The 21,736-nt window shown below is 67.5% G+C and carries 22 protein-coding genes and 1 tRNA gene; 6 read left to right on the top strand and 17 right to left on the bottom strand.

Annotated elements, in window-relative coordinates; all coding sequences use genetic code 11:
• Positions 1–36 precede the first annotated feature (36 nt).
• From IV112_RS16590 to IV112_RS16575, 4 genes are all read right to left on the bottom strand, one after another.
• Positions 37–113 (bottom strand) — tRNA-Gln (locus IV112_RS16590).
• Between the two features lie 41 nt (positions 114–154).
• Positions 155–1,051: a 4-(cytidine 5'-diphospho)-2-C-methyl-D-erythritol kinase gene (gene ispE, locus IV112_RS16585; RefSeq protein ID WP_304005273.1), complete on the bottom strand. Its 897-nt coding sequence runs from the start codon at positions 1,049–1,051 to the stop codon at positions 155–157.
• Entirely contained in the window at positions 1,048–1,632 is a 585-nt protein-coding gene (gene lolB / locus IV112_RS16580) for a lipoprotein insertase outer membrane protein LolB (RefSeq protein ID WP_304005271.1), read from the bottom strand. Before lolB ends, ispE begins: the two co-directional genes overlap by 4 nt.
• Entirely contained in the window at positions 1,632–3,365 is a 1,734-nt protein-coding gene (locus IV112_RS16575; RefSeq protein WP_304005268.1) for a tetratricopeptide repeat protein, read from the bottom strand. Before IV112_RS16575 ends, lolB begins: the two co-directional genes overlap by 1 nt.
• Before the next feature lie 185 nt (positions 3,366–3,550).
• On the opposite strand from IV112_RS16575, the gene mutM reads away from it, so the two are divergent.
• Both mutM and IV112_RS16565 read left to right on the top strand, forming a co-directional pair.
• A complete protein-coding gene (gene mutM / locus IV112_RS16570; RefSeq protein ID WP_304005266.1) occupies positions 3,551–4,363 on the top strand; it encodes a bifunctional DNA-formamidopyrimidine glycosylase/DNA-(apurinic or apyrimidinic site) lyase in 813 nt (270 codons plus the stop codon).
• 46 nt (positions 4,364–4,409) lie between these two features.
• Positions 4,410–6,365, top strand: coding sequence for a dynamin family protein (locus tag IV112_RS16565; RefSeq protein ID WP_425763205.1), 1,956 nt, complete (start codon positions 4,410–4,412; stop codon positions 6,363–6,365).
• A gap of 21 nt (positions 6,366–6,386) precedes the next feature.
• Here IV112_RS16565 and IV112_RS16560 read toward each other — a convergent pair whose 3' ends face one another.
• The 5 genes from IV112_RS16560 to IV112_RS16540 all read right to left on the bottom strand — a co-directional run bounded on the left by IV112_RS16560 (position 6,387) and on the right by IV112_RS16540 (position 10,478).
• Entirely contained in the window at positions 6,387–6,638 is a 252-nt protein-coding gene (locus tag IV112_RS16560; protein WP_024300811.1) for a YfhL family 4Fe-4S dicluster ferredoxin, read from the bottom strand.
• Between the two features lies 1 nt (position 6,639).
• The gene (gene coaD / locus IV112_RS16555) at positions 6,640–7,140 is read right to left on the bottom strand and encodes a pantetheine-phosphate adenylyltransferase (RefSeq protein ID WP_304005260.1); all 501 of its coding nucleotides are present in this window, start codon (positions 7,138–7,140) and stop codon (positions 6,640–6,642) included.
• Positions 7,137–7,670 (bottom strand): 16S rRNA (guanine(966)-N(2))-methyltransferase RsmD, encoded by a 534-nt coding sequence (gene rsmD / locus IV112_RS16550; protein ID WP_304005257.1) that lies wholly within the window; start codon positions 7,668–7,670, stop codon positions 7,137–7,139. The genes coaD and rsmD overlap by 4 nt, the downstream gene beginning before the upstream one ends.
• An 82-nt stretch (positions 7,671–7,752) precedes the next feature.
• A complete protein-coding gene (locus IV112_RS16545; RefSeq protein ID WP_304005254.1) occupies positions 7,753–9,093 on the bottom strand; it encodes a M16 family metallopeptidase in 1,341 nt (446 codons plus the stop codon).
• Entirely contained in the window at positions 9,093–10,478 is a 1,386-nt protein-coding gene (locus tag IV112_RS16540; RefSeq protein ID WP_304005251.1) for a M16 family metallopeptidase, read from the bottom strand. Before IV112_RS16540 ends, IV112_RS16545 begins: the two co-directional genes overlap by 1 nt.
• Before the next feature lie 107 nt (positions 10,479–10,585).
• Between IV112_RS16540 and ftsY the strand changes: the two genes are divergently transcribed.
• From ftsY to dacB, 4 genes are read left to right on the top strand one after another with little or no spacing between them, the layout of a single operon-like run.
• A complete protein-coding gene (gene ftsY, locus IV112_RS16535) occupies positions 10,586–11,632 on the top strand; it encodes a signal recognition particle-docking protein FtsY (RefSeq protein WP_304005248.1) in 1,047 nt (348 codons plus the stop codon).
• 7 nt (positions 11,633–11,639) lie between these two features.
• Positions 11,640–12,290 carry a cell division ATP-binding protein FtsE gene (locus IV112_RS16530; protein WP_304005245.1) on the top strand — a complete coding sequence of 217 codons (651 nt, stop codon included), beginning with the start codon at positions 11,640–11,642 and terminating at the stop codon, positions 12,288–12,290.
• A complete protein-coding gene (gene ftsX / locus IV112_RS16525) occupies positions 12,287–13,186 on the top strand; it encodes a permease-like cell division protein FtsX (protein WP_304005243.1) in 900 nt (299 codons plus the stop codon). Before IV112_RS16530 ends, ftsX begins: the two co-directional genes overlap by 4 nt.
• A gap of 4 nt (positions 13,187–13,190) precedes the next feature.
• Positions 13,191–14,615: a D-alanyl-D-alanine carboxypeptidase/D-alanyl-D-alanine endopeptidase gene (gene dacB / locus IV112_RS16520; RefSeq protein WP_304005239.1), complete on the top strand. Its 1,425-nt coding sequence runs from the start codon at positions 13,191–13,193 to the stop codon at positions 14,613–14,615.
• A gap of 70 nt (positions 14,616–14,685) precedes the next feature.
• Here the strand turns inward: dacB and grxD are convergent, their stop codons facing one another.
• The 8 genes from grxD to IV112_RS16480 form a co-directional block, all read right to left on the bottom strand.
• Complete coding sequence (gene grxD, locus IV112_RS16515; RefSeq protein ID WP_019916790.1) at positions 14,686–14,997, bottom strand: Grx4 family monothiol glutaredoxin; 312 nt, start codon at positions 14,995–14,997, stop codon at positions 14,686–14,688.
• A gap of 105 nt (positions 14,998–15,102) precedes the next feature.
• The gene (gene prmC / locus IV112_RS16510; protein ID WP_304005234.1) at positions 15,103–15,924 is read right to left on the bottom strand and encodes a peptide chain release factor N(5)-glutamine methyltransferase; all 822 of its coding nucleotides are present in this window, start codon (positions 15,922–15,924) and stop codon (positions 15,103–15,105) included.
• A gap of 13 nt (positions 15,925–15,937) precedes the next feature.
• A complete protein-coding gene (prfA, locus tag IV112_RS16505; protein WP_304005231.1) occupies positions 15,938–17,023 on the bottom strand; it encodes a peptide chain release factor 1 in 1,086 nt (361 codons plus the stop codon).
• 66 nt (positions 17,024–17,089) lie between these two features.
• Positions 17,090–18,361, bottom strand: a complete 1,272-nt coding sequence (gene hemA / locus IV112_RS16500) for a glutamyl-tRNA reductase (RefSeq protein ID WP_304005229.1) — start codon at positions 18,359–18,361, stop codon at positions 17,090–17,092.
• 99 nt (positions 18,362–18,460) lie between these two features.
• Positions 18,461–19,237 carry a S1C family serine protease gene (locus IV112_RS16495; protein WP_304005226.1) on the bottom strand — a complete coding sequence of 259 codons (777 nt, stop codon included), beginning with the start codon at positions 19,235–19,237 and terminating at the stop codon, positions 18,461–18,463.
• A complete protein-coding gene (locus IV112_RS16490) occupies positions 19,230–20,117 on the bottom strand; it encodes a transglycosylase SLT domain-containing protein (RefSeq protein WP_304005225.1) in 888 nt (295 codons plus the stop codon). The genes IV112_RS16495 and IV112_RS16490 overlap by 8 nt, the downstream gene beginning before the upstream one ends.
• 2 nt (positions 20,118–20,119) lie before the next feature.
• Positions 20,120–21,175 (bottom strand): SDR family oxidoreductase, encoded by a 1,056-nt coding sequence (locus IV112_RS16485; RefSeq protein ID WP_304005222.1) that lies wholly within the window; start codon positions 21,173–21,175, stop codon positions 20,120–20,122.
• A 7-nt stretch (positions 21,176–21,182) separates the two neighbouring features.
• On the bottom strand, positions 21,183–21,736 hold a 554-nt coding region (locus IV112_RS16480; protein ID WP_304005220.1), incomplete at its 5' end, for a UDP binding domain-containing protein.

Below are 21,736 nucleotides of genomic sequence, written 5' to 3'. Positions count from 1 at the left end.
AGGCCCGCACTCCCTGCGGGCCCGCCCGATCAAATTTGGCTGAGGAGGAAGGATTCGAACCTTCGAATGCCGGAATCAAAATCCGGTGCCTTGACCAACTTGGCGACTCCCCAAACTCTGCATCGACCGCGTCGCGCTCTTGCGCCACACGGTGTCAAACCTGTGCAGACATCCGGTACAGCGGGTGCTCGTCCAGCCCCTGTGCAACGAATCCCTGCCAGCCCGCCGGCCACGATGCCGACGACGCCTTCATCAAATCCTGTGCTGCCTGCAGATCGGCGCATTGTACAAACACGCACGCGCCCGAACCGCTCATTCTTACCGCGCCGCGCCCGGCCAGTGCCGCCAGCATGTCGATGGCCTGTCTGACTTCCGGGTACAGCCTCGCTGCGACCGGCTCAAGATCGTTGCGCCCGAAAAGCGCCGCCGAATCGGCCGCTGCAGCAAAGTCCGCTATTGTGCAAGCTTCGGTATTTCGTGTCAATTCCGGGTCGGCAAAAATCCGTGGCGTCGGTACCGACACGCCCGGCGCCACCACCAGATAGGCCGCCGGCGGCAGTTCGAGCGGCTGCAGCACCTCGCCGACGCCTTCGGCAAACGCGGCGCGACCGAACACGAACACCGGCACATCGGCGCCCAGCCGCAACCCCAGCGCCTGCAGCCGCGCGCGCGGCAGATCCAGTTCCCACAGTCGGTTCAACGCGAGCAGCACGGTCGCAGCGTCAGAACTGCCGCCGCCGACGCCACCGCCCATCGGCAGACGCTTGTCCAGTTCGATGTCGACGCCACGCCGGCAGCCCGTCTCCGCCTGCAGCAGGCGGGCGGCACGCACACACAGGTCGTCGGCCTCGGGCACGCCGGGCAGCGGGTTGACGCGCCTCACCTCGCCATCGTCCCGCGGAGAAAAGCGCAGGCGGTCGCCGAAATCGACGAAGCGGAAGGCGGTCTGCAGCAGATGGTAGCCATCCGCGCGGCGGCCGGCCACGTGCAGGAACAGATTGATCTTGGCCGGCGCGTCGAGCCAGACCTGCCAGTCGATACGCGCAGTCACGGCAACGGGTACCAGGCGTCGATACGCAGACGGAAGCTGTGTTCGCCGTCGCTGGCGTCGATCTGCCGCGGCAGCGCATCCGGGCCGTCGCCGTCGTACTCGGTGAATTCGACCCGCCACGACTGTTCGGTCAGCACGGCGACACGCCCGGCTGCGTCACGCGCGCGCACGTCGGCGCTCCCCGGCCGACCGGTCACCCAGTAGGCGGCCCGCGACAGCGGCAGTTCGGCGCCGAACACCGCACGCGACAATTCGTCGAGCGTCGCCGCTTCGGTGACGCGCTGGCGCTCGTCGATCAGGCGCACGCCCTGCGCGTCGCGCACCAGCTGCGCCAGCACCTTGCCGAGCGGTCCGTTGATCTGCAGTTCGTCACGATCCTTCGCGTGCTGCCAGTCCAGCGCCGCCGAGGCGGTCTGTTCGGGCCCTTTGACAACGAAGCGCCCGCTCAGCGAAAAAGCGGGATTGGCCGCGTCACGCGCACGCTCGCGCAGCGCGAGCACCTGCGGATCGTCGACAGCCGGCGGCGGCAGGGCAGCACAACCGGCCAGCGCCAGCGCGCCGGCACACAGCAGCACCCGCATCACGGAATGTAGCGCTTGATGGTCGATTCCAGCGCGGCGTTGTCCGGGTGCTGTGCAGCAACCGTGCGCCACAGCTTCTCGGCGTCCTCGCGACGACCGAGCAGCCACTGCACTTCGCCGAGGTGAGCGGCGATTTCCGGATCGGGGCGGATCGCGAAAGCGCGCTCCAGATAGGTCAAGGCGCCGTTCAGATCGCCGCGCCGGAACAGCACCCAACCCATGCTGTCGAGAATGAAGGGGTCATCCGGCGCCAGTTCAAGCCCCTTGGCGATCAGCGCCTGCGCCTCGTCGAGGCGGATGTTGCGATCGGCGAGCGAATAGCCGAGCGCGTTATACGCATGGGCATGATCCGGTTTCACCTCGATCACCCGGCGCAGCCGCTGTTCGGCGACCTCGATGCGGTTCTGCCGCTCGGCGATCATCGCCGTCTCATACAGCAGTTCCGCATTGTCGGGCTGCGCCACCAGCGCCTCCTCGAGTACGGCGTAACCTTCTTCGACCCGGTTCGCATCGCGCAGCAGCTGGAATTCCATCAGCGCCGAACGCGCCTTGTCGCCGCCCGGCCGTGCGGCCAGATCGCGCAGGTGAGCGCGCGCTTCGTCGAGTCGCCCGGTGCGGCTGAGCAGCAGAACGTAACGCCCCTGCGCGCCGAGGTAGTGATCGCCCTGCCCGACCTGGCGATACCAGTCGAGCGCTTCGTCCGGCTGCTTCAGCTCCTCGGCCAGCTGCCCGAGATAGAGCTTGATCAGGTTCATGTCCTGATAGCGCAGCGTCAGCAGCCGCTTGAAATAGGTCTGCGCGCCGGCGTAGTCCTGCATCTGCATCGCCAGCACACCGACCGCGAACACGACGTCCGGATTGTTCGGCGCACCGCCGAGGATGTTCTCGAACTGCTTACGCGCCTCGGGGAAATTGCGTTCGGCCACCAACGAACGTGCATATTGCAGCCGCACGTCGCGCGCCTGCGGATACTTCTTCAGGTAGTCACCCATCAGCCGGGTTGCCGCGTGCGGATCACTTTCGGCTGTGGCCTGCGCCTTCAGCAGCAGGCCGGGCTCCCATTCCGGGCGCATGTCGTGGGCCTTGGTCGCATCGGCCAGCGCACGCTTCGGCTCGCGCGCCTGCATCGCCGCCTGCGAGCGCGCGAACCACGCTTCCGGGTACTGCAGATAGGGCTCGGTCAGGCGATCGACCATGGCCAGCACCTCGGCCTTGTCCGACAGGCGCCCCAGCACACGGTTTAGCCGCAGCAGGCTTTCGCCGATCTGGTTGCCCTCCTGCGCGAGCAGGCTGGCGAGTTGCGGTTCGAGTTCCTGCGGCCGGTTCGCATTGACCAGCAGACCGGTCAGCATCTGCCGCGCCTGTACCGATTCGGGATCGAGTTCCAGCCAGAGCTGGGTGGCCTGCAGCGCGATGTCGTTCTGCCGGCTGAAGGCAGATATTTCGGCCGCGCGTTTGGCGATGCGGGGGTCGCGGGTCGACTGCGCCAGATCCATATAGGCGGATGCCGACAGACCCAGTTCGCCGCGCTGTGCCGCCACCTCGCCGAGCAGCAGCTGATAGGTGATCTGGCGCGTCAGTTCGATTTCGGGCAGCTGCGGTGCGCGTGGCGGCGCGGCCTCTGCCGGAGACTCGGTCGGCGCAGCCGCCACCGGCGGCCTCTTGGCGGTCTGCGCGCAGGCGCCGAGCACGAGAGGAAGAAGGACAGCGAGCAGGAGGGGTCGGGTCGTCATGGGCATGATCGCCAGTGGCCAGGGTGATTTCGCAACGGACTGAAGCGCTTACGGCCTTTGAGTGTGACGGCTAGAATTCGTTGCAGCGCCCCCGGCGCACCGCCCTATGCGGCGCCAATGCCGGAAACGGCTCCGATCTTATTCCAAAACACGTCCCCGCCGCCGTGCCGCGGCTCACCTTTCCGATGCCCGAACTGCCCGAAGTCGAAGTGACACGCCGTGGCATTGCCGCGCCCTTGACCGGGCGCGTGGCGACCGCGGTCACCCTCCGCAATGCGCGACTGCGCTGGCCGGTACCCGCCGACCTGCCCGCCACGCTGCCCGGCCAGACGCTGCGCGACATCGACCGGCGTGCCAAATACCTGCTGCTGCGCTTCGACCGCGGCACGCTCATCCTGCACCTCGGCATGTCCGGCAGTCTGCGCGTGCTCGACCGCGACGTGCCGGCGGGCACGCACGACCATGTCGACATCGTCTTCGGCGACCGCGTGCTGCGGCTGCGCGACCCACGCCGCTTCGGCGCCGTGCTGTGGCACGAGGGTGCCGACGCGACCCACCCGCTGCTCGCCGGCCTCGGTCCCGAACCGCTGGGCGAGGACTTCAGCGCCGCCGGGCTGCACGCCGCACTGACGCGGCGGCAGTGCGCAATCAAGCTGGCCATCATGGACAGCGCGGTGGTGGTCGGCGTCGGCAACATCTACGCCTCGGAAAGCCTGTTCCGCGCACGCCTGCGTCCGGGCATGGCAGCCCGCCGCCTGACCCGGCCACAGTGCGCGCGCCTGCACGACGAGATCCGCGCCACGCTGCGCGACGCGCTCGACGCCGGCGGCAGCACGCTGCGCGACTTCATGCATGCCGACGGCGAACCCGGCTATTTCCAGCAGTCCTATTTCGTCTACGGACGGGATGGCCAGCCCTGCCGCGTATGCGGCACGGCGGTGCGCAACCGCCGAATGGGCGGACGTTCGACCTTCTTCTGCCCGACCTGCCAGCGATAGCGCGCAGCGCCTGTGCTAGATTGACATTTGCGTGGAGGAGACGGCGATGGGCATGCAGGAGGAATTGTCGGCATATGGCGCCTGGCGTACGCGGGTCGAACAGACCATCGTGCGTCTGCGCGGCTGGCTGTTCGAAAGCAACCTGAACGACAGCCACAACGATCTGTGCATCGAACAGCTGCTGCAGAAGCTGCGCGACGACCGCCTGGTCGTGGCCTTCGTCGCCGAGTTCTCGCGCGGCAAGTCCGAACTGATCAATGCCATCTTCTTCGGCGACCAGGGCGCGCGCGTGCTGCCGTCCAGCTCGGGCCGCACCACGATGTGCCCGACCGAACTGATGTACGACGGGTCTCGCCCGGCCTGCATAGACTTGCTGCCGATCGACACCCGGCGTGGCACCACCACGGTGTCCGACCTGAAATCACAACCCGGCGCCTGGAAGCGCATCGAACTCGACACCACCTCGACGGCCGCGATGCAGCAGGCGCTCGGACGCGTCAGCGAACAGCGCAAGGTGGCCATCGGCGAAGCTGAAGCACTGGGCTTCCGCATCGACCTGAGCGGCGAAAACGGCCTGCAGCCCGATTCGCAGGGCATGGTCGAGGTGCCGGCGTGGCGCCACGCCATCATCAATCTGCCGCACCCGCTGCTGCGCCAGGGGCTGGTCATCCTCGACACGCCGGGTCTGAACGCGATCGGCGCCGAACCCGAGCTGACGCTGTCGCTGCTGCCGTCGGCGCACGCCGTGCTGTTCGTGCTCGGCATGGACACCGGCGTCACGCAGAGCGATCTCGGCGTCTGGAAGACGCACGTGACCGCGGCCGGTGGCTCGCGACAGGGCCGTATCGCCGTGCTGAACAAGATGGACAGCCTGTGGGATGGTCTGCGCACTGAAACCCAGATCGAATCGGAAATCAGCCGGCAGATCGCCTCCTGTGCGGCCACGCTGGACATCCCGGAGTCGCGCGTGTTTCCGGTGTCGGCGCAGAAGGGGCTGCTTGCCCGCATCCAGCATGACGGCGCGCTGCTTGCGCGCAGCCGTCTGCCGCAGCTCGAACGCGCACTGGTCGAGGATCTGCTGCCGGCCAAGCGCGACATCGTCGGCGCCGCCGTCGACAAGGACGCACGCGAGCTGATCGCCCGCACGCGCGAAGTGCTGGCCGGCCGCCGGCGCAGCATCGACGACCAGCTGGCCGAATTTTCCGACCTGCGCGGCAAGAACCGGGGCGTCATCCAGTACATGCTGAAGCGGGTGCGGGCGGAAAAGGAGGAATTCGAACGCGGCCTCGAACGCTTCTATGCCACGCGCAACGTGTTCTCGTCGCAGACCAACGTGCTGTTCGCCCACCTCGGCATGGACGCGCTGCGCGCGCGCACCAACCACACGCGCGAACAGATGGAGGCAGCCAACTTCTCGCTGCAGCTGCGCGACGCGATGAACGCCTTCTTCGACGACGTGCGCGACAGCCTGACGCGCTCGGCCGCCAGCGTGGATGAAATCTTCCGCATGATGGAAGCGATGTACCAGCGCTTCTCGACCGAGCACGACCTGCGTCTGGGCGTGCCGGTGCCGTTCTCGGTCCATCGTTACGAGAAGGACATCACCCGGCTCGAAAAGGCCTTCCACCAGCAGTTCAACACCTGGCTGAACATGCTCACCACCGAAAAGCGCCAGCTCACGCAGCGCTTCTTCGAAACCGTCGCCGTGCAGGTGCGCAAGCACATGGAAGTGGTGAACCGCGACGTCGAGCACTGGCTGCGCGCCATCATGGCGCCGCTCGAGAACCAGGTGCGCGAACACCAGAAGCAGCTCAAGCGCAGGCTCGAAAGCGTTAAGCGCATCCACGAGGCGACCGACACGCTGGAAGAGCGGATCGAGGAACTGCGCCAGAACGGCGCGGCGATCGATCAGCAGCTGGAGGAACTGGCGCGTCTCGACAGCGCGCTCGATTCGGCGCTCAAGGCGCCGGTACTGCGGGTCATCTCGGCCGCGGCGGCCTGAGCACGCCGGGGCCGGCGAGCGTCAGGCCTTGGCGGTGAGGTGGTTGTACTTCTCCAGCAGCTGTTCGCGGGTTTCCTTGTGGTTCGGATCCAGCGGAATACAGTCGACCGGGCAGACCTGCTGGCACTGCGGCTCGTCGAAATGGCCGACGCACTCGGTGCACTTGGACGGATCGATCACATAGATTTCCGGTCCCTGCGAAATCGCCCCGTTCGGGCATTCCGGCTCGCACACATCGCAGTTGATGCATTCGTCGGTGATTATCAAAGACACTTCATTTGCCTCCACGCATTGCTTCAACCTTGTCGCTTATCCGCGCCAGCACCGACGGCTGCACGAACTTGCTGACGTCACCGCCCAGCGAGGCGATTTCCCGGACCATCGTGGCCGAAATGAACATGTATTGATCGGCCGGCGTCAGGAACACTGTTTCGACGTCCGGACGCAGCGCCCGGTTCATGCCGGCCATCTGAAATTCATACTCGAAGTCGGACACCGCGCGCAGGCCACGCACGATGATCCGCGCCTTGCACTCGCTCAGGAAGTCCATCAGCAGGCAGGAAAACCCGCGCACCTCGACGTTAGGATAGGCCGCGAGTATTTCGCGCGCCATGTCGACCCGTTCTTCGGTAGTGAAGAACGGCCGTTTGGAACGGCTTTCGGCGACGCCGACGATGACGCGGTCGAACATCGCCGCTGCGCGCCGCACAAGGTCTTCGTGGCCGCGCGTAATCGGGTCGAAAGTGCCCGGATAGACCGCAATGGTGCCGTTCATGATCGTTCCAGCAGCTGGTAATGGACTTGCCCCGCCCGCCCCTCGCGCGTCGCCCGGTAATCGCCGAGCGCCGGCACCGGCTGCTCGGCCTCGCAGTAGATCACCGCGTCGTCGGTCAGCAGATGCGGCAGGTGCGGTACCACGCGATCAAGCAGACCCTTGCCGTAAGGCGGGTCGAGAAAGAGTACATCGAAGCGCCGCGGTGGCTGGGCGGCGAATTCTAGCGCATCGCCCCTGACCAGCCTGACCTGCGGCGCCGGCAGCAGTTCGACCGCTTCGCGAAGCTTGCCGAAGGCGCGGGCATCGCGCTCGACCAGCGTGACCGAGGCGGCGCCGCGGGACGCGGCCTCGAAGCCGAGCACGCCGGTGCCGGCAAAGAGATCGAGGCAATGCAGCCCGTTCAGGTCCTGGCCCAGCCAGTTGAACAGGCGCTCGCGCACCGAATCCGGAGTGGGGCGCAGCCCCGGCACCGCCGCGACCGGAAGGAGGCGGCTGCGCCACTGGCCGCCGATGATGCGTATGCGGGACATGGCCGCGATTCTACCTGCGCGCCCGCATGCACTTGTGGCGGCTTGTTTCGTGGTGCCGGGCGCCGCCGGCAGCGACCAACCCTCAGTCGCCGGCGACGATGACCCGCACCATGTGGTCGGCGGACAGGCGGCGCTGGAAAGCCTCCTTCACCTGTGCCGCCGTCACCGCCTCGACCCGCTCCTGGAATTTGCTGAGCCAGTCCAGCGGCAGGCCGTAGAAACCGATGGTCGCGAGGCTGTCGAGCAGCTTGCGGTTGCTGTCCAGGCGCAACGAGAAGCCATCGACCAGATTGCGCTTCGCCGCCTTCAGCTCGTCGGTGGTCGGACCGTTGGCGATGAAGGACGCCAGCGTTTCATCGACCACCTTCAGCGCGTCCGCCGCCTGGGCGCGCTGCGTCTGCAGACCGATCTGGAACGGGCCGGGCTGGCGCTGCGGGCTGAAGTAGCTGTAGACGCTGTAGGCGTAACCGCGCTTCTCGCGCACCTCCTTGGTCAGTCGCGACACGAAGCCACCACCGCCGAGGATGTAGTTGCCGACCTGCAGCGGGAAGAAGTCCGGGTCGCCGCGGCGGGTCACCGGCTGACCGACGAAGATGTGGCTCTGGTTGGCCGGATGCGCGATGCGTTCGGTCGCCGCCTTGGGCATCGTCACGTCGGCGATCGGCGGCAGCGGCTCGCCGGCCGGCAGGTCGCCGGTCAGCTGCAGCGCGATCGCTTCCGCCTGTTCGCGCGTCACGTCGCCGACGATGGACACCACCGCCCGCGAGGCGACGTAATGGCGGCGGTAGTGCGCCAGCACATCGTCGCGGGTGATCGCGGCAATCGACTCGACGGTGGCGCTGCGGCCGTAGGGGTGGTCGCCGTAGAGCGCTTTCGCGAAGCGCTTGGCGCCGATCTGGTCCGGCTTGGTGTCGGCTTCGCGCAGGCTGGCGATGGCGCGCGCCTTCTCGCGTTCGAGCACGGTGGCCGGGAATTCGGGTGCGGTCAGCACGGTGCGCATCAGCGCCAGCGCGCCCTCGCGCTCGCGCGCACTGGCCAGCGTGCGCAGCGACAGGCCGGCGCGGTCGTTGTCGGCCGAGCCGGACAGGCGCGCCCCCAGATCACTGAGCTTTTCGGCCAGCGCGTCCTCGTCCAGCCCGCCGGCGCCCGAATCGAGCAGGCCGTGGGTCATGCCCGCCAGACCGCTGCGGCCCTCGGGATCGCGCGCCGAGCCGGCATCGAAATCGACCTGCACGTCGAGTATCGGCAGCACATGGCTTTCGACGAAATAGACGCGCACGCCGTTGGCGGCGGTCCAGTGCTGGATATCGACATTGGCGAGCGCCGGTGTTGCGAACGCCAGCACGGATACTGCGCGCAGCAGCGCGCTGCGAAGGAATCGGATCATCGGCATCACCTGCAGGAAATCGTTGTGCGTGCGCATCAATGACGCAGACCGGCCGGCTTGGCGCGCGGCTTCGCGTCCGGATCGAGCGGCTGCGGATCGAGTACGGCGACGGTCAGCGTGTCGTCGCCAAAATACTTGCGCGCAACCGCCTGCACCTCGTCGGCGGTGACCGAACGCAACTTTTCCAGCATGCGGTCGGCGTCCTGCCAGCGGTAGCCGGACGCTTCCAGCCGCCCGATCTCCATCGCCTGCACGTAGGTGGAATCGAGCTTGTAGATCTGCGAAGCGACGGTCAGCGTCTTGATGCGCTCGAGTTCGGCTGCCGACACGCCTTCGTCGGCGATGCGCTTTACTTCTGCCCGCAGCGCGGTCTCCAGTTCCGCCACCGTGTGCCCCTTGGCTGGCGTCCCGCCGAGCATGAAGGTGACCTCGCCGCGCGCGGTCGAGTCGTAATAGGCACCCACCTCGACGGCGATCTGACTGCTGCGCACCAGTGCGCGTGGCAGGCGCGACGCCGCGTGGCCGTCGAGAATGCCGGCCAGCACCTCCAGCGCATAGGGCTCGCGGTCGTTCTCTACGTCGCTCAGCTTCGGCACCTTCCAGGCCAGCGCCAACTGCGGCAGTTCGGCCGGCGCCTTGACGACGATGCGGCGCTCACCGGTCTGCGGCGGCTCGGAGGTGACCTTGCGTACCGGCTGTGCCACCGGCTTCATGTGTCCGTAGTGCTTCTTCACCAGTTCGAACACCTTCTTGTGATCGACGTCGCCGACCACCACCACGTAGGCATTGTTCGGCGCGTACCATCGGCGGTACCAGTCGCGCGCGTCGTCCGGACGCATGTTCTCCAGATCGTTCATCCAGCCGATGACCGGGCGGCGATAGGGGTGGGCGATGAAGGCGCTTGCCATCAGCTGCTCGTGCATCTGCGACTGCGGCTGGTCGTCGGTGCGCAACCGACGCTCTTCCATCACCACCTTCAGCTCGCGCGCGAACTCATCGTCGTCGATGACCAGATTGCGCATGCGGTCGGCTTCGAGCTCGATCATCTTCGGCAGGGCCGCCGCCGGCACGCGCTGGAAGTACGCGGTGTAGTCGTGGCTGGTGAAGGCGTTGTCGTTGCCGCCGGCACGGGCGACGATGTCGTTGAACTCGCCCGGCTTCAGTTTCTTCGTGCCCTTGAACATCATGTGTTCGAGCAGGTGGGCGATGCCTGTGGTGCCGTCCTTCTCGTCCATCGCACCGACGCGGTACCACACCATGTGCATCGCCACCGGCGCCCGGCGGTCTTCCTTGACGATGACACGCAGGCCGTTGCTCAAGGTGGTTTCGAAGGGGTTGGCGCGGGCCGGTGACGCCACTGCAAGCGTCAGGGCCAGTGCGCCACACAGTACGATGCCATTGGAAAAACGGCGCAAATCCATCTGATACACTCTCCGCCAAAGTACGCGATCCGGGCCAAACCCTTGATCGCGCCTGTATTTTCAAGCCGTGCGGCTGTCTGCACGGTGCTTCACTGACCGTCCCCCACATGTTTGGTTTCTTCAAGAAGGACAAGCCGGCCGCACCCGAAGCGGTCGCGCAGCCGGAAACTGTGCCGACTGCGGTCGCGCAGGATAGCGCGCCCGAGGCGGCCGCGCCGAAACTGTCCTGGGCGCAGCGCCTGCGTGCCGGGCTGTCGAAGACCCGTGCTCAGCTCGGCGGCCAGCTCAGCGCGCTGTTTTCGCGCACCAAGGTCGACGACGAACTGCTGGAAGAGCTGGAAACCCTGCTCATCACCTCCGACGTCGGTCTGGACGCCACCACCCACCTGCTGGACGTGCTGCGCGAGCGGGTGCGCCGCGAGCGGATCGAGGATCCGGCCCGACTGCGCGACGTGCTGAAGGAAGAACTGACGAAGCTGATCGCGCCGCTGGAAAAGCCGCTCGACCTCGACGCGCACAAGCCCTTCATCATCATGATCGCCGGCGTGAATGGCGCCGGAAAGACCACTTCGATCGGCAAGCTGGCCAAGCATTTCCAGGCCCAGGGCAAGAGCGTGCTGCTGGCCGCCGGCGACACCTTCCGCGCCGCCGCGCGCGAACAGCTGGAAACCTGGGGCGCCCGCAACAACGTGGCGGTGATCGCTCAGGATTCCGGCGATCCGGCGGCGGTGGTGTTCGACGCGGTCAATGCCGCCCGCGCCCGCAATATCGATGTCGTGCTGGCCGACACCGCCGGCCGGCTGCCCACCCAGCTGCACCTGATGGACGAGATCGCCAAGGTGAAGCGGGTGATCGCCAAGGCCGACCCGACCGGCCCGCACGAAGTGCTGCTGGTGCTGGACGGCAATATCGGCCAGAACGCACTGGCCCAGGTGAAGGCCTTCGACGCCGCCATCGGTGTGACCGGTCTGGTCATGACCAAGCTGGACGGCACCGCGCGCGGCGGCGTCATCGCCGCCATCGCCAAGCAGCACGCGCCGTCGCGCCCGATCGCGCTGCGCTACATCGGCGTCGGCGAAGGCGTGGACGACCTGCAGCCCTTCCGCGCCGCCGAATTCGTCGACGCACTGTTCGACTCCCCGCAAGGCGCCTGATCAACGCATGATCCGCTTCGAACAGGTCACCAAGCGTTACCCCGGCGGCCACACCGCGCTCGACCGCGTCGATATCGACATCGCACGCGGTGAAATGGTGGTGGTCACCGGTCACTCCGGCGCCGGCAAAAGCACGCTGCTCAAGCTGCTGGCGGTGCTCGAACGCCCGACCGAAGGCCAGGTGCTGGTCGGCGGAGAGAATGTGTCGGCGCTCAAGCGCGCCGCCCTGCCCTACTGGCGGCGCTCGATCGGGTTGATCATGCAGGACCAGCGCCTGCTGTTCGACCGCAGCGCTTTCGACAACGTGATGCTGCCGCTGGCCATCAGCAGCCACCCGCCGCGCGAGGCGACGAAGCGCGTCAGCGCCGCACTTGAGCGTGTGGGCCTGGCTGGCCGCGACAAGGCAATGCCGGTCGAACTGTCCGGCGGCGAGCAGCAGCGCCTCACCATCGCCCGCGCCATCGTGAACCGGCCGCAGATCCTGCTCGCCGACGAACCGACCGCCCATCTCGACGACGCCTACGCGCGCGACATCGCCGACCTGTTCCGCTCCTTCAACGAGGCGGGGGTGACCGTGCTGCTGACCACGCACGACGGCGGACTGTTCGAACGCTACGCACCGCGCCGGCTGTCGCTGGCGCACGGGAAGCTGCAATGAACTGGCTGCGTCTGCAGATGCGCGCAGGGCTGCGCGCCGCCCGACAGATGGTCCGCCAGCCCTTCAACACGCTGCTGGCCGCACTGGTGGTCGGCATCGCTGCCGCACTGCCGGCCACCGGCTACATGCTGCTCGGGAATCTGCAGCGGCTGGCCGGCACGGTCAGCGCAGCGCCGGAAATATCGGTATTCATGCAGCCGGGTGCGAGTGCCGACGTGGTGAAGGACAGCGAGAAGAAGATCCGCGCCCTTGCCAAGGAGGGTCGCGTCGAACTGATTTCGCGCGACGCGGCGCTGAAGCGCTTCCGCGACAACGATGCGCTGGCGGAAATCCTCGACGCGCTGCCGGACAATCCCTTCGCCGACGCCTTCGTCGTGCGGCTGAAGGACGCCGACGCCGAGCGCCTCGAAGCGCTGCGCGCCGATCTGGCGAAGCTGCCCGAAGTCGAACACGTACAGCTCGATTCCGACTGGGCCAAGCGGCTGGACGCGCTGATCGCGCTCGGCCGGCAGGCGCTGTCCATGCTGGCCGGCGTGCTCGGCCTGGGTCTGGTCGCGGTGACCTTCAACACGATACGGCTGCAGTTGCTCACCCAGCGCGACGAGATCGAAGTGAGCCGCCTGCTCGGCGCCACCGACGCCTGGATACGCCGCCCCTTCCACTGGTTCGGCGCACTGCAGGGCCTGCTGGGCGGCGCGCTGGCCGGCCTGCTGACGCTGGTCGCCACGCGCATGCTGGCGCAGCCGATGAGCGAACTGGCCGGCCTCTACAGTCTGGAATTCGTGCTGCGTCCGCTGGCCGTCCTCGACTGGGCGGTGCTGCTGGCCCTCTGCGCACTGCTCGGCTGGCTGGGCGCCAGTGCTTCGGTGCGCCGCCACCTGTCGCGCATCGCCTGAGCCGATGCGCCTGCTGCTCGGTGCGCTGCTGACCCTGCTGTCGCCGCTCGCGCTGGCGGTGCTGCCGGCGCCGGTACTGGAGGCGCTGCGCGCGGCCGACATCCCGCCGTCGGCGATATCGGTGGTGGTGCAGTCGGTCGAAGGCGGCCCGGCACGGATCAGCCACCGCGCGAAGCAGCCGATGAATCCGGCGTCGGTGATGAAGCTGGTCACCACCTACGCCGCGCTCGACACGCTGGGCCCGGCCTACAGTTGGCGCACCGAACTGCTCGCCACGGTGGCGCCGCGCGATGGCGTGCTCGACGGCGATCTCTACATCCGCGGCAGCGGCGACCCGGCGCTGTCGATGGAACAGTTCTGGCTGCTGCTGCGCGAATTGCGCAGCCGCGGCATCCGTGACATCCGCGGCGACGTGATCGCCGATCGCAGCCGCTACGCACTGCTCGCGCACGACCCGGGCGCCTTCGATAACGAACCGCTGGCGCCCTACAACGTCGGCCCGGACGCGCTGCTGCTGGCGCACAACGCACTGCGTGTCCGGCTGCAGCCCACCGACGGTGGCGCGCCCGCGCTGTGGTCGGAGCCGCCGCTGGACGGCGTGCAGATTGACAACCGGGTACAGCTGGTGGCGGGCGACTGCGGCGACTGGAAGGACACGCTGTTCGCCGCCGTCCAGCCAGCCGGCAACGGGGCACTGAGCTTGCAGATCAGCGGCCGCTACGCGCGCGACTGCGGCGAGCGCATCTGGAACGTCGCACCGCTGCCGCACGCCGACTTCTTTGCCCGCGCGCTGCGCGCGATGTGGGCGGAACTGGGCGGGCATATCAACGGCCGGGTGCGCGAAGGCGTTGCGCCGATCCACGCAGCGGTGCTCGGCGGCATCGATTCGCCACCGCTGGCCGAGGTGATCCGCGACATCAACAAGTACAGTAACAACGTAATGGCGCGCCAGCTCTTCCTCGCGCTGTCTCCGTCCGGTGCGCCGGCGGACACGCTCGGCGCGGCCGCCGGCGTGCGTGCCTGGGCGGCGCGGCGCAACCTGCCGCTACCCAGCCTGGTGATGGACAACGGCTCCGGTCTGTCACGGGTGGAGCGCCTGTCGGCCTATGACCTCGCCGCGCTGCTGCGCCGCGCCTGGGCCAGCCCGGTCATGCCCGAATTCGTATCGTCGATGCCGGTGCTGGCGGTCGACGGCACGCTGCGCCGTCGCCTGAAAACCTCTCCGCTGGCCGGCCAGGCGCACCTGAAGACCGGTTCGCTGGCCGACACGCGATCCATTGCCGGCTATGTGCTGGACCGCAACGGTCAGCGCGTGCTGATGGTCGCCTGGCTCAACCACCCGAACGCCAAACGCGCCCAGCCGGTGCTGGAGGCGCTGCTCGAATGGGTGTGGAACGGCAATCCGCAGCCGTTGCCGGCAACGGACTGAAGCGACCTTCCACGAGCGACGGTGTGCGCGGAAGCGGACAGTCCCCGCGTCCGCGCACGACGGACGCCGATCAGAGGCCTTCCAGTTCCTTCTTCAGTTCGCCCGACTGGAACATCTCTTTCATGATGTCGCAGCCGCCGATGAATTCGCCGCGGATGTAGAGCTGCGGAATGGTCGGCCAGTTGGCGTAGTCCTTGATGCCCTGGCGGATCTCAGCGTCTTCCAGCACGTTCACGGTGTGCAGGTTCTGCACGCCGAGGTGCTTCAGAATCTGGATGGCGGTGGCGGAAAAGCCGCACTGCGGGAACTGCGGCGTGCCCTTCATGTACAGCACGACCGGATTGCCGGTGACGGTTTCCTTGATGCGTTCCTGGGCGCTCATGTCTCTTTCCTTTGCGGATGTTTGAAAGTCAGCTGCCTGACCGCGCCTGCGCACGGACAGTGTGTAGGGACGCAAACGGGGCGAATACGCCCCATCCACGTCGAATCATTCCGGGGCCAGCCGTCCTCCGCTGACCCGTTCGATGCCGGCAATATCGCGCCACGATGCGACGTCGGCAAGCCCGGCGCAACGCATCAGCGCGCGCACTGCCGGCGCCTGATCGTAACCGTGTTCGCACAGCAGCCAGCCGCCCCCGACCAGTCGCTGCGGCGCCTGCCGGCACAGCGTGCGCAAGGCATCCAGCCCGTCCTCACCGCTGGCCAGCGCGGCCGGCGGCTCGAAACGCAGGTCGCCCTGCGCCAGATGCGGATCGTCCGCCCGAATATACGGCGGATTGGACACGATGCAATCGAAGCCTTCGTCGACGATGGCTTCCAGCCAGTTTGAGGCGACGAAGCGGACTTCAAGTCCGAGCCGCTGCGCGTTGCCACGGGCGATCGCCAGCGCCGCGTCGGAGCGGTCAAGCGCCGTCAGCTGCGCATGCGGACACTGCTTCTTGATCGCCAGCGCGATGGCACCGGAACCGGTGCCGGCGTCGAGCACGCGCGGCGACGGCAGATCGCCGATACGCGCCAGCGCCAGTTCGACCAGCCCCTCGGTTTCTGGCCGCGGAATCAGCACGCCGGGCGCGACCGCCAGATCCAGCCCGAAAAATTCACGCCGGCCGACCAGATAGGCCACCGGTTCGCCGGCCGCGCGCCGTTCAAGCAGGGCATCGAGAGCGGCGAGCGCGGCCTCGTCCAGCGCGTCGCGCCCGCGCGCGATCAGTCCGGCGCGGTCGCGGCCCAGCGCGTGCGCGGCCAGCACCTGCGCATCGCGGCTGTCGATGCGGGCGCGCGCGGCACGCAGCCAGTCGTCGAGCGTCATGCGCGGGCGCCGGTCAGGCGCCTTCCTCCGCCAGCTGCGCGAGCTGTTCGGCCTGGTGCTCGTGCGCCAGCGCATCCATCAGTTCGCCCAGGTCGCCGTCCATGATGGCATCCAGCTTGTACAGCGTCAGGTTGATGCGGTGATCGGTCATCCGGCCCTGCGGGAAGTTGTAGGTGCGGATGCGCTCCGAGCGGTCGCCGCTGCCGACCAGACTTTTGCGGGTCGAGGCGATCTGGCTGTCGCGCGCGCGCACCTGCGCGTCGCGGATGCGCGCCGCCAGCACCGACATCGCCTGCGCCTTGTTGCGGTGCTGACTGCGGTCGTCCTGACACTCGACCACGATGCCTGTCGGAATGTGCGTGATGCGCACCGCCGAATCGGTCTTGTTGATGTGCTGACCGCCCGCGCCGGAGGCGCGGAAGGTGTCGATGCGCAGATCGGCAGGATTGATGTCGATCTCGGCCACCTCGTCGACCTCGGCCATCACCGCGACGGTGCACGCCGAGGTGTGGATGCGGCCCTGGGTTTCGGTCACCGGCACGCGCTGCACGCGGTGGCCGCCGGATTCGAACTTGAGCCGCTGATAGACGCCGTCACCGCTCACGCGGGCGATGATTTCGCGGTAGCCGCCGAGGTCGGATTCGCTCGCCGACACCACCTCGACCTTCCAGCGATTGCGCTCGGCGTAGCGCGAGTACATGCGGAACAGGTCGGCGGCGAACAGCGCCGATTCGTCGCCGCCGGTACCGGCGCGGATTTCCAGGAACACGTTGCGGCCGTCGTCCGGGTCCTTCGGCAGCAGCGCGCGCTGCAACTCGCCTTCGAGTCGCTCCATGTCGGCGGCCGACTGCTCGATTTCGAGCTGGGCCAGTTCCTTCATGTCGGCGTCGGTCAGCAGGCCGCGCGCCGCCTCACCGTCGTCGCGCGCCCGGCACCAGGCCTGGTAGAGCGCGATGACCGGCGTCAGCTCGGCGTGTTCGCGCGTGAGCCGGCGATAGTGATCGATGTCGGCCGTCACGCCGGGGTCGGCCAGCGCCGCGTCGAGATCGGCCAGACGGGTCGACAGCTGTTCGAGTTTTTCGGCGATGCGCGGCTTCATGCGGAGGGAATCGGGGAGAGGAACGATCGCCGGACGGGCCGGCACGGCGGACGGACAGGCGCGCCGCTAGGCGTCGCGGTCGTGCTGCGGGAACAGGCGCTGCACCAGGCCTTCGATCTGCTCGCGCGCCTCCGGCGGCGCTTCGTTGAGCAGCCGTGTCGGACCGTGCAGCAGCTTGTTGGTCAGATTGCGCGACAGCGTGTCGAGCACGCGGTCCGGCGCTTCGCCACGGGCGATAGCGCGCAGCGCGCGTTCGAGTTCGGCGGCGCGCATGTCCTCGGCGTGACCGCGCAACGCGCGAATGGCTGGCACCGCCTCGCGCGCCTGCACCCACTGCAGGAAGTTGGCGACCCGCGCGTCGATGATGGCCTGCGCCTCGACCACCGCCGCCTGCCGTGATTCGAGGCCGGAATCGACGATCTGTGCCAGATCATCGACGGTATAGAGGAATACGTCGCCCAGCTTGTCGACTTCCGCTTCGATGTCGCGCGGCACGGCGAGATCGACCATCACCATCGGTCGATGCCGGCGCTGCTTCAGCGCCCGCTCGACCATGCCCAGACCGATGATGGGCAGCGGACTGGCCGTACAGGACAGCACGATGTCGAAATCGGCCAGACGCTCGCCCAGTTCGTCGAGGCGGATCGCACCGACCTTGAGGTCGCTGCGCGCGAAGCGCTCGGCCAGCACCTGCGCCCGGTCGAGCGTGCGGTTGGCGATCACCATGTCGCGCGGCGTACAGCCGGCGAAGTGCGCCGCACAGAGCTCCATCATTTCGCCGGCGCCGACACAGAGCACGCGCTGGCCGGAAATGCTGCCGAAGATGCGCTCCGACAGGTGTACCGCCGCCGCTGCCATCGACACGATGTTGGCGCCGATCGCGGTGGTCGAACGCACTTCCTTGGCAACGGCGAAGCTGCGCTGGAACAGCGTGTGCAGCAACGCGCCCAGCGTGCCTGCACCCTCGGCGAGACGCACCGCCTGCTTCATCTGGCCGAGGATCTGCGGCTCGCCCAGCACCATCGAATCGAGACCGCTGGCCACGCGGAACACGTGGCGCACCGCCTGCTGGTGCTCCAGCCGGTATATATAGGGGGCGATCTCGGACGGGCCGATGCGGTGGTACTCGGCCATCCAGTCCAGTGCGCTGTCCGGGTCGTTGGTCGCACAGTACAGCTCAGTGCGATTACAGGTGGACAGGATGGCCGCTTCCTGCACCGGTCGCACGCGCGTCAACTGGCCGAGCGCGTCGGGCAGGGCTTCCGGCAGGAAGGTCATGCGTTCGCGCACGGCAAGCGGGGCCGTGTGGTGGTTGAGGCCGAGCGCAAACAGGGACATGGACGGGCGTTGGGGCAGCAGGTTCGGCAGGATTGATCGGCAGAATAAGCCGAAAGTGCCGCGAATTATAGCAGCCGCGGTTTTCGCCCCCGTGCCGCCTCAGCGCACGGTGGCGAGCAGGGCCGACAGATGGCTGGCCGGTATCGCGTAGCTGATGCCGCTGGGCTGCGACAGCACGCTTTCCTTGCCCGCCTTGACCAGCACCATATTGATCACGCCGATTACCTCACCACTGTCCGGATCGAACAGCGGACTGCCACTGTTGCCCGGGTAGGCGGTGGCATCGAGCTGGAACACGGTGAAGGTGCCCCGCGCCAGGCGGTTGCGGTTGGCCGCGTTGAGCTGGCTCACGTTATCGACCGGAATCACCATCGGGGTAATGGCCGACACGATGCCGCGGTGGGTCACCGGGGTGAAACCCAGCACGCTGCCGATCGGGAAACCGGTGAAGGCCACCGACTGGCCTTCACGCACGTTGGACGAGTCGCCGAGCTTCAGCGCCGGCAACGCGGCGCCCTGGATCTTCAGGATCGCCAGATCATTCTCCGTGCTCGAGGCGACGATACGCGCCTCGCGCAGCTGCTGACGGCCGTCGACGCTGGCGATCACCGCCAGCGTTTCGAAACGGTCGGCATCGAGCGGCACGCTGGCCACGTGCGCATTGGTCGCGACCAGCGTGCCGTCACCGATGACGAAGCCGCTGCCCTTCAGTTCGAAGCTGGGCGCGCGCGATCGCATATTGGTGCCGACGATGACGATGGACGGCTTGATGCGGACGATGGTGTCGCTCAGCGCGGCACGCGCCAGCAGCGGCGACGACAGCAACGCTGCGCAGACGAGGCGGCGCCGGCGATCGTACCGTGCGCGCTCAGCCACGACGGGACACGAGCGTGCGCAGCACCGGCGACGGCGTGGTCACGTTCTGGTCGTAGCGATGCTCGGTCTTGCGGAACAGGGTCTGGATGCGCTTCACGTATTCGCGCGTCTCACGGTAGGGCGGCACGCCCTTGTAGCGGTCAACCGCCCCCTCGCCGGCGTTGTAGCCGGCCGTCGCCAGCACCACGTCGCCCTCGAAATAGGCGAGCAGCCAACGCAGGTAGGCCATGCCGCCGCGGATGTTCTGCACCGGATCGAAGGTGTCGCGGACGTTGAAACGCTGCGCGGTTTCCGGAATCAGCTGCATCAGGCCCTGCGCGTTCTTCGGCGAGCGCGCCTTGGGATTGAAATTCGACTCGGTGCCGATCACGGCCAGCACCAGTTGCGGGTCGATGTCGAAGTGTGGCGCCAGTTCGCGCACGATTTCGATCACGCGCTTGCGGTCGGCGGTGGTGCCGAAGGCCGCTTCCAGATCGGGATCGATGTCGGCGGTCATCACCGGTTCGGGCTCGGGCGGATCCTGCATGCACAGCGGCAGTTCACGCGTCGGCGCACCGGTGAAGCGCAGCATGCGCTGCGCGTGTTCGTGGCCCTGACGGGCCGCCAGATCGAAGAAGGTCGCGGCCAGCGCATCGTCGCGCTCGACACCGCGGCCGTTGGCGTACATCCAGGCCAGATTGAACTGCGCCTCGGCGTCACCGAGCTTGGCCGCCTGGCAGTAGAGCGCCGCCGCGCGGGCGGTGTCGCGCCGCACGCCTTCGCCGTGCTCGAACGATCGCGCCTCGGCGAGCAGGCTGCGCGCAGCCGCTTCGGGCTCGAGCGCCAGCACCGGCGCGCTGGCGCAGCAGGCAATCAACAGGGCGAGTCGTACAGGCTTCATCGTCAGGCAAGCGTCGCCGGCGCAAAACGCGCCACATACCAGTTCATCGCCTCGGCCAGACCGCGCGACACGTCGTGTGTCGGCGCGTAGCCGAGCAGCGTTTGCGCGCGGGTGATGTCGGCCAGCGAGTGGCGCACGTCACCTGCACGGAAGTCGCGATAGTGCGCCTGGGCGCCGGCGATGTCCGGGAATCGTTTCACGAGTTCGTCACGCATCGCTGCAAACAATTGATTCAGCGAGGTCTGGCGGTGGGCGGCGACGTTGTAGACGGTGTTCACCGCGTCGGCACGCTCGGTCAGACCAGCCAGCAGATTGGCCTGCACCGCGTTGTCGACATAACAGAAATCGCGGCTGGTTTCGCCATCGCCGTTGATCTGCACCGTATCGCCGAGCAGCAGCGCGCGCGCCCAGCGCGGAATCACCGCGGCGTAGGCGCCTTCCGGGTCCTGGCGCGCGCCGAACACGTTGAAGTAACGCAGGCCGACACAGGACAGGCCGTAACAGCGACCGAACACGTCGGCGTACAGCTCGTTGATGTACTTGGTCACTGCATAGGGCGACAGTGGCTTGCCGATCACGTCCTCGACCTTGGGCAGGTTGGGCGAATCGCCGTAGGTCGAACTCGACGCGGCATAGACGAAGCGACCGACGCCGGCGTCGCGCGCGGCGACCAGCATGTTCAGGAAGCCATTTACGTTCGAATCGTGCGAGGTGATCGGGTCGGCCAGCGAACGCGGCACCGAGCCGAGCGCCGCCTGGTGCAGCACCACGTCGACGCCGCTGCACACCCGGGCGCAGGTCGCCAGATCGCGGATGTCGCCCTCGACGAATTCAAGGCGCGCCGCAGCCTGCGACGGCAGGCCGCCCAGCACTTCGTCGAGATTGCGCTGATGGCCGGTCGAGAAGTTGTCCAGCGCGACCACGTTCTGGCCGGCATGCAGCAGCACTTCGACCAGATGCGAACCGATGAAGCCGGCGGCACCGGTCACCAGCCAGCGGCGCGGGCGCGCGGCCAGCGCAGCAGACAGGGACTCGGGCAGGGTTGCAGGCAGTGTCACGTGGGTCTCACAGACGCCAGACGCCGACGCCCTGCGCTTCCAGCGCGGCCGCGTCGAACTGGTACTTGATGTCGGCCAGCACGCCGCCGGCCTTCAGCTTGCCGACGTAGTCGGACAGCGGACGGGCGGCGAATTCCTTGTGCGACACGGCAGCCACGATGGCCTCGACCTTGGGAATGGCGTCCCAGTCGGTCAGCGACACGCCGTATTCATGCTCGGCTTCCTTCGACTCGGCCACCGGGTCATGCACGATGACCTCGACGCCGTAGCTCTGCAGTTCGCGGATGACGTCGATCACGCGCGAATTGCGCAGGTCGGGACAGTTCTCCTTGAAGGTGAGGCCAAGCACCAGCGCCTTCGCGCCCTTGACCGAGGCGCCGCTCTGGATGAGCTTCTTCACCGTCTGCTCGGCGACATACTTGCCCATGCCGTCGTTGATGCGGCGACCGGCCAGGATGACCTGCGGGTGATAGCCCAGCATGTCGGCCTTGTGGGTGAGGTAGTACGGATCGACGCCGATGCAGTGGCCGCCGACCAGGCCCGGACGGAAGGGCAGGAAGT

The sequence above is a fragment of the Methyloversatilis discipulorum genome, from assembly GCF_018780585.1.
Lineage (GTDB): Bacteria > Pseudomonadota > Gammaproteobacteria > Burkholderiales > Rhodocyclaceae > Methyloversatilis > Methyloversatilis discipulorum_B.
The sequence above is the reverse complement of the archived record's forward strand: the minus strand, read 5'-3'. Positions and strand labels throughout refer to the sequence as shown.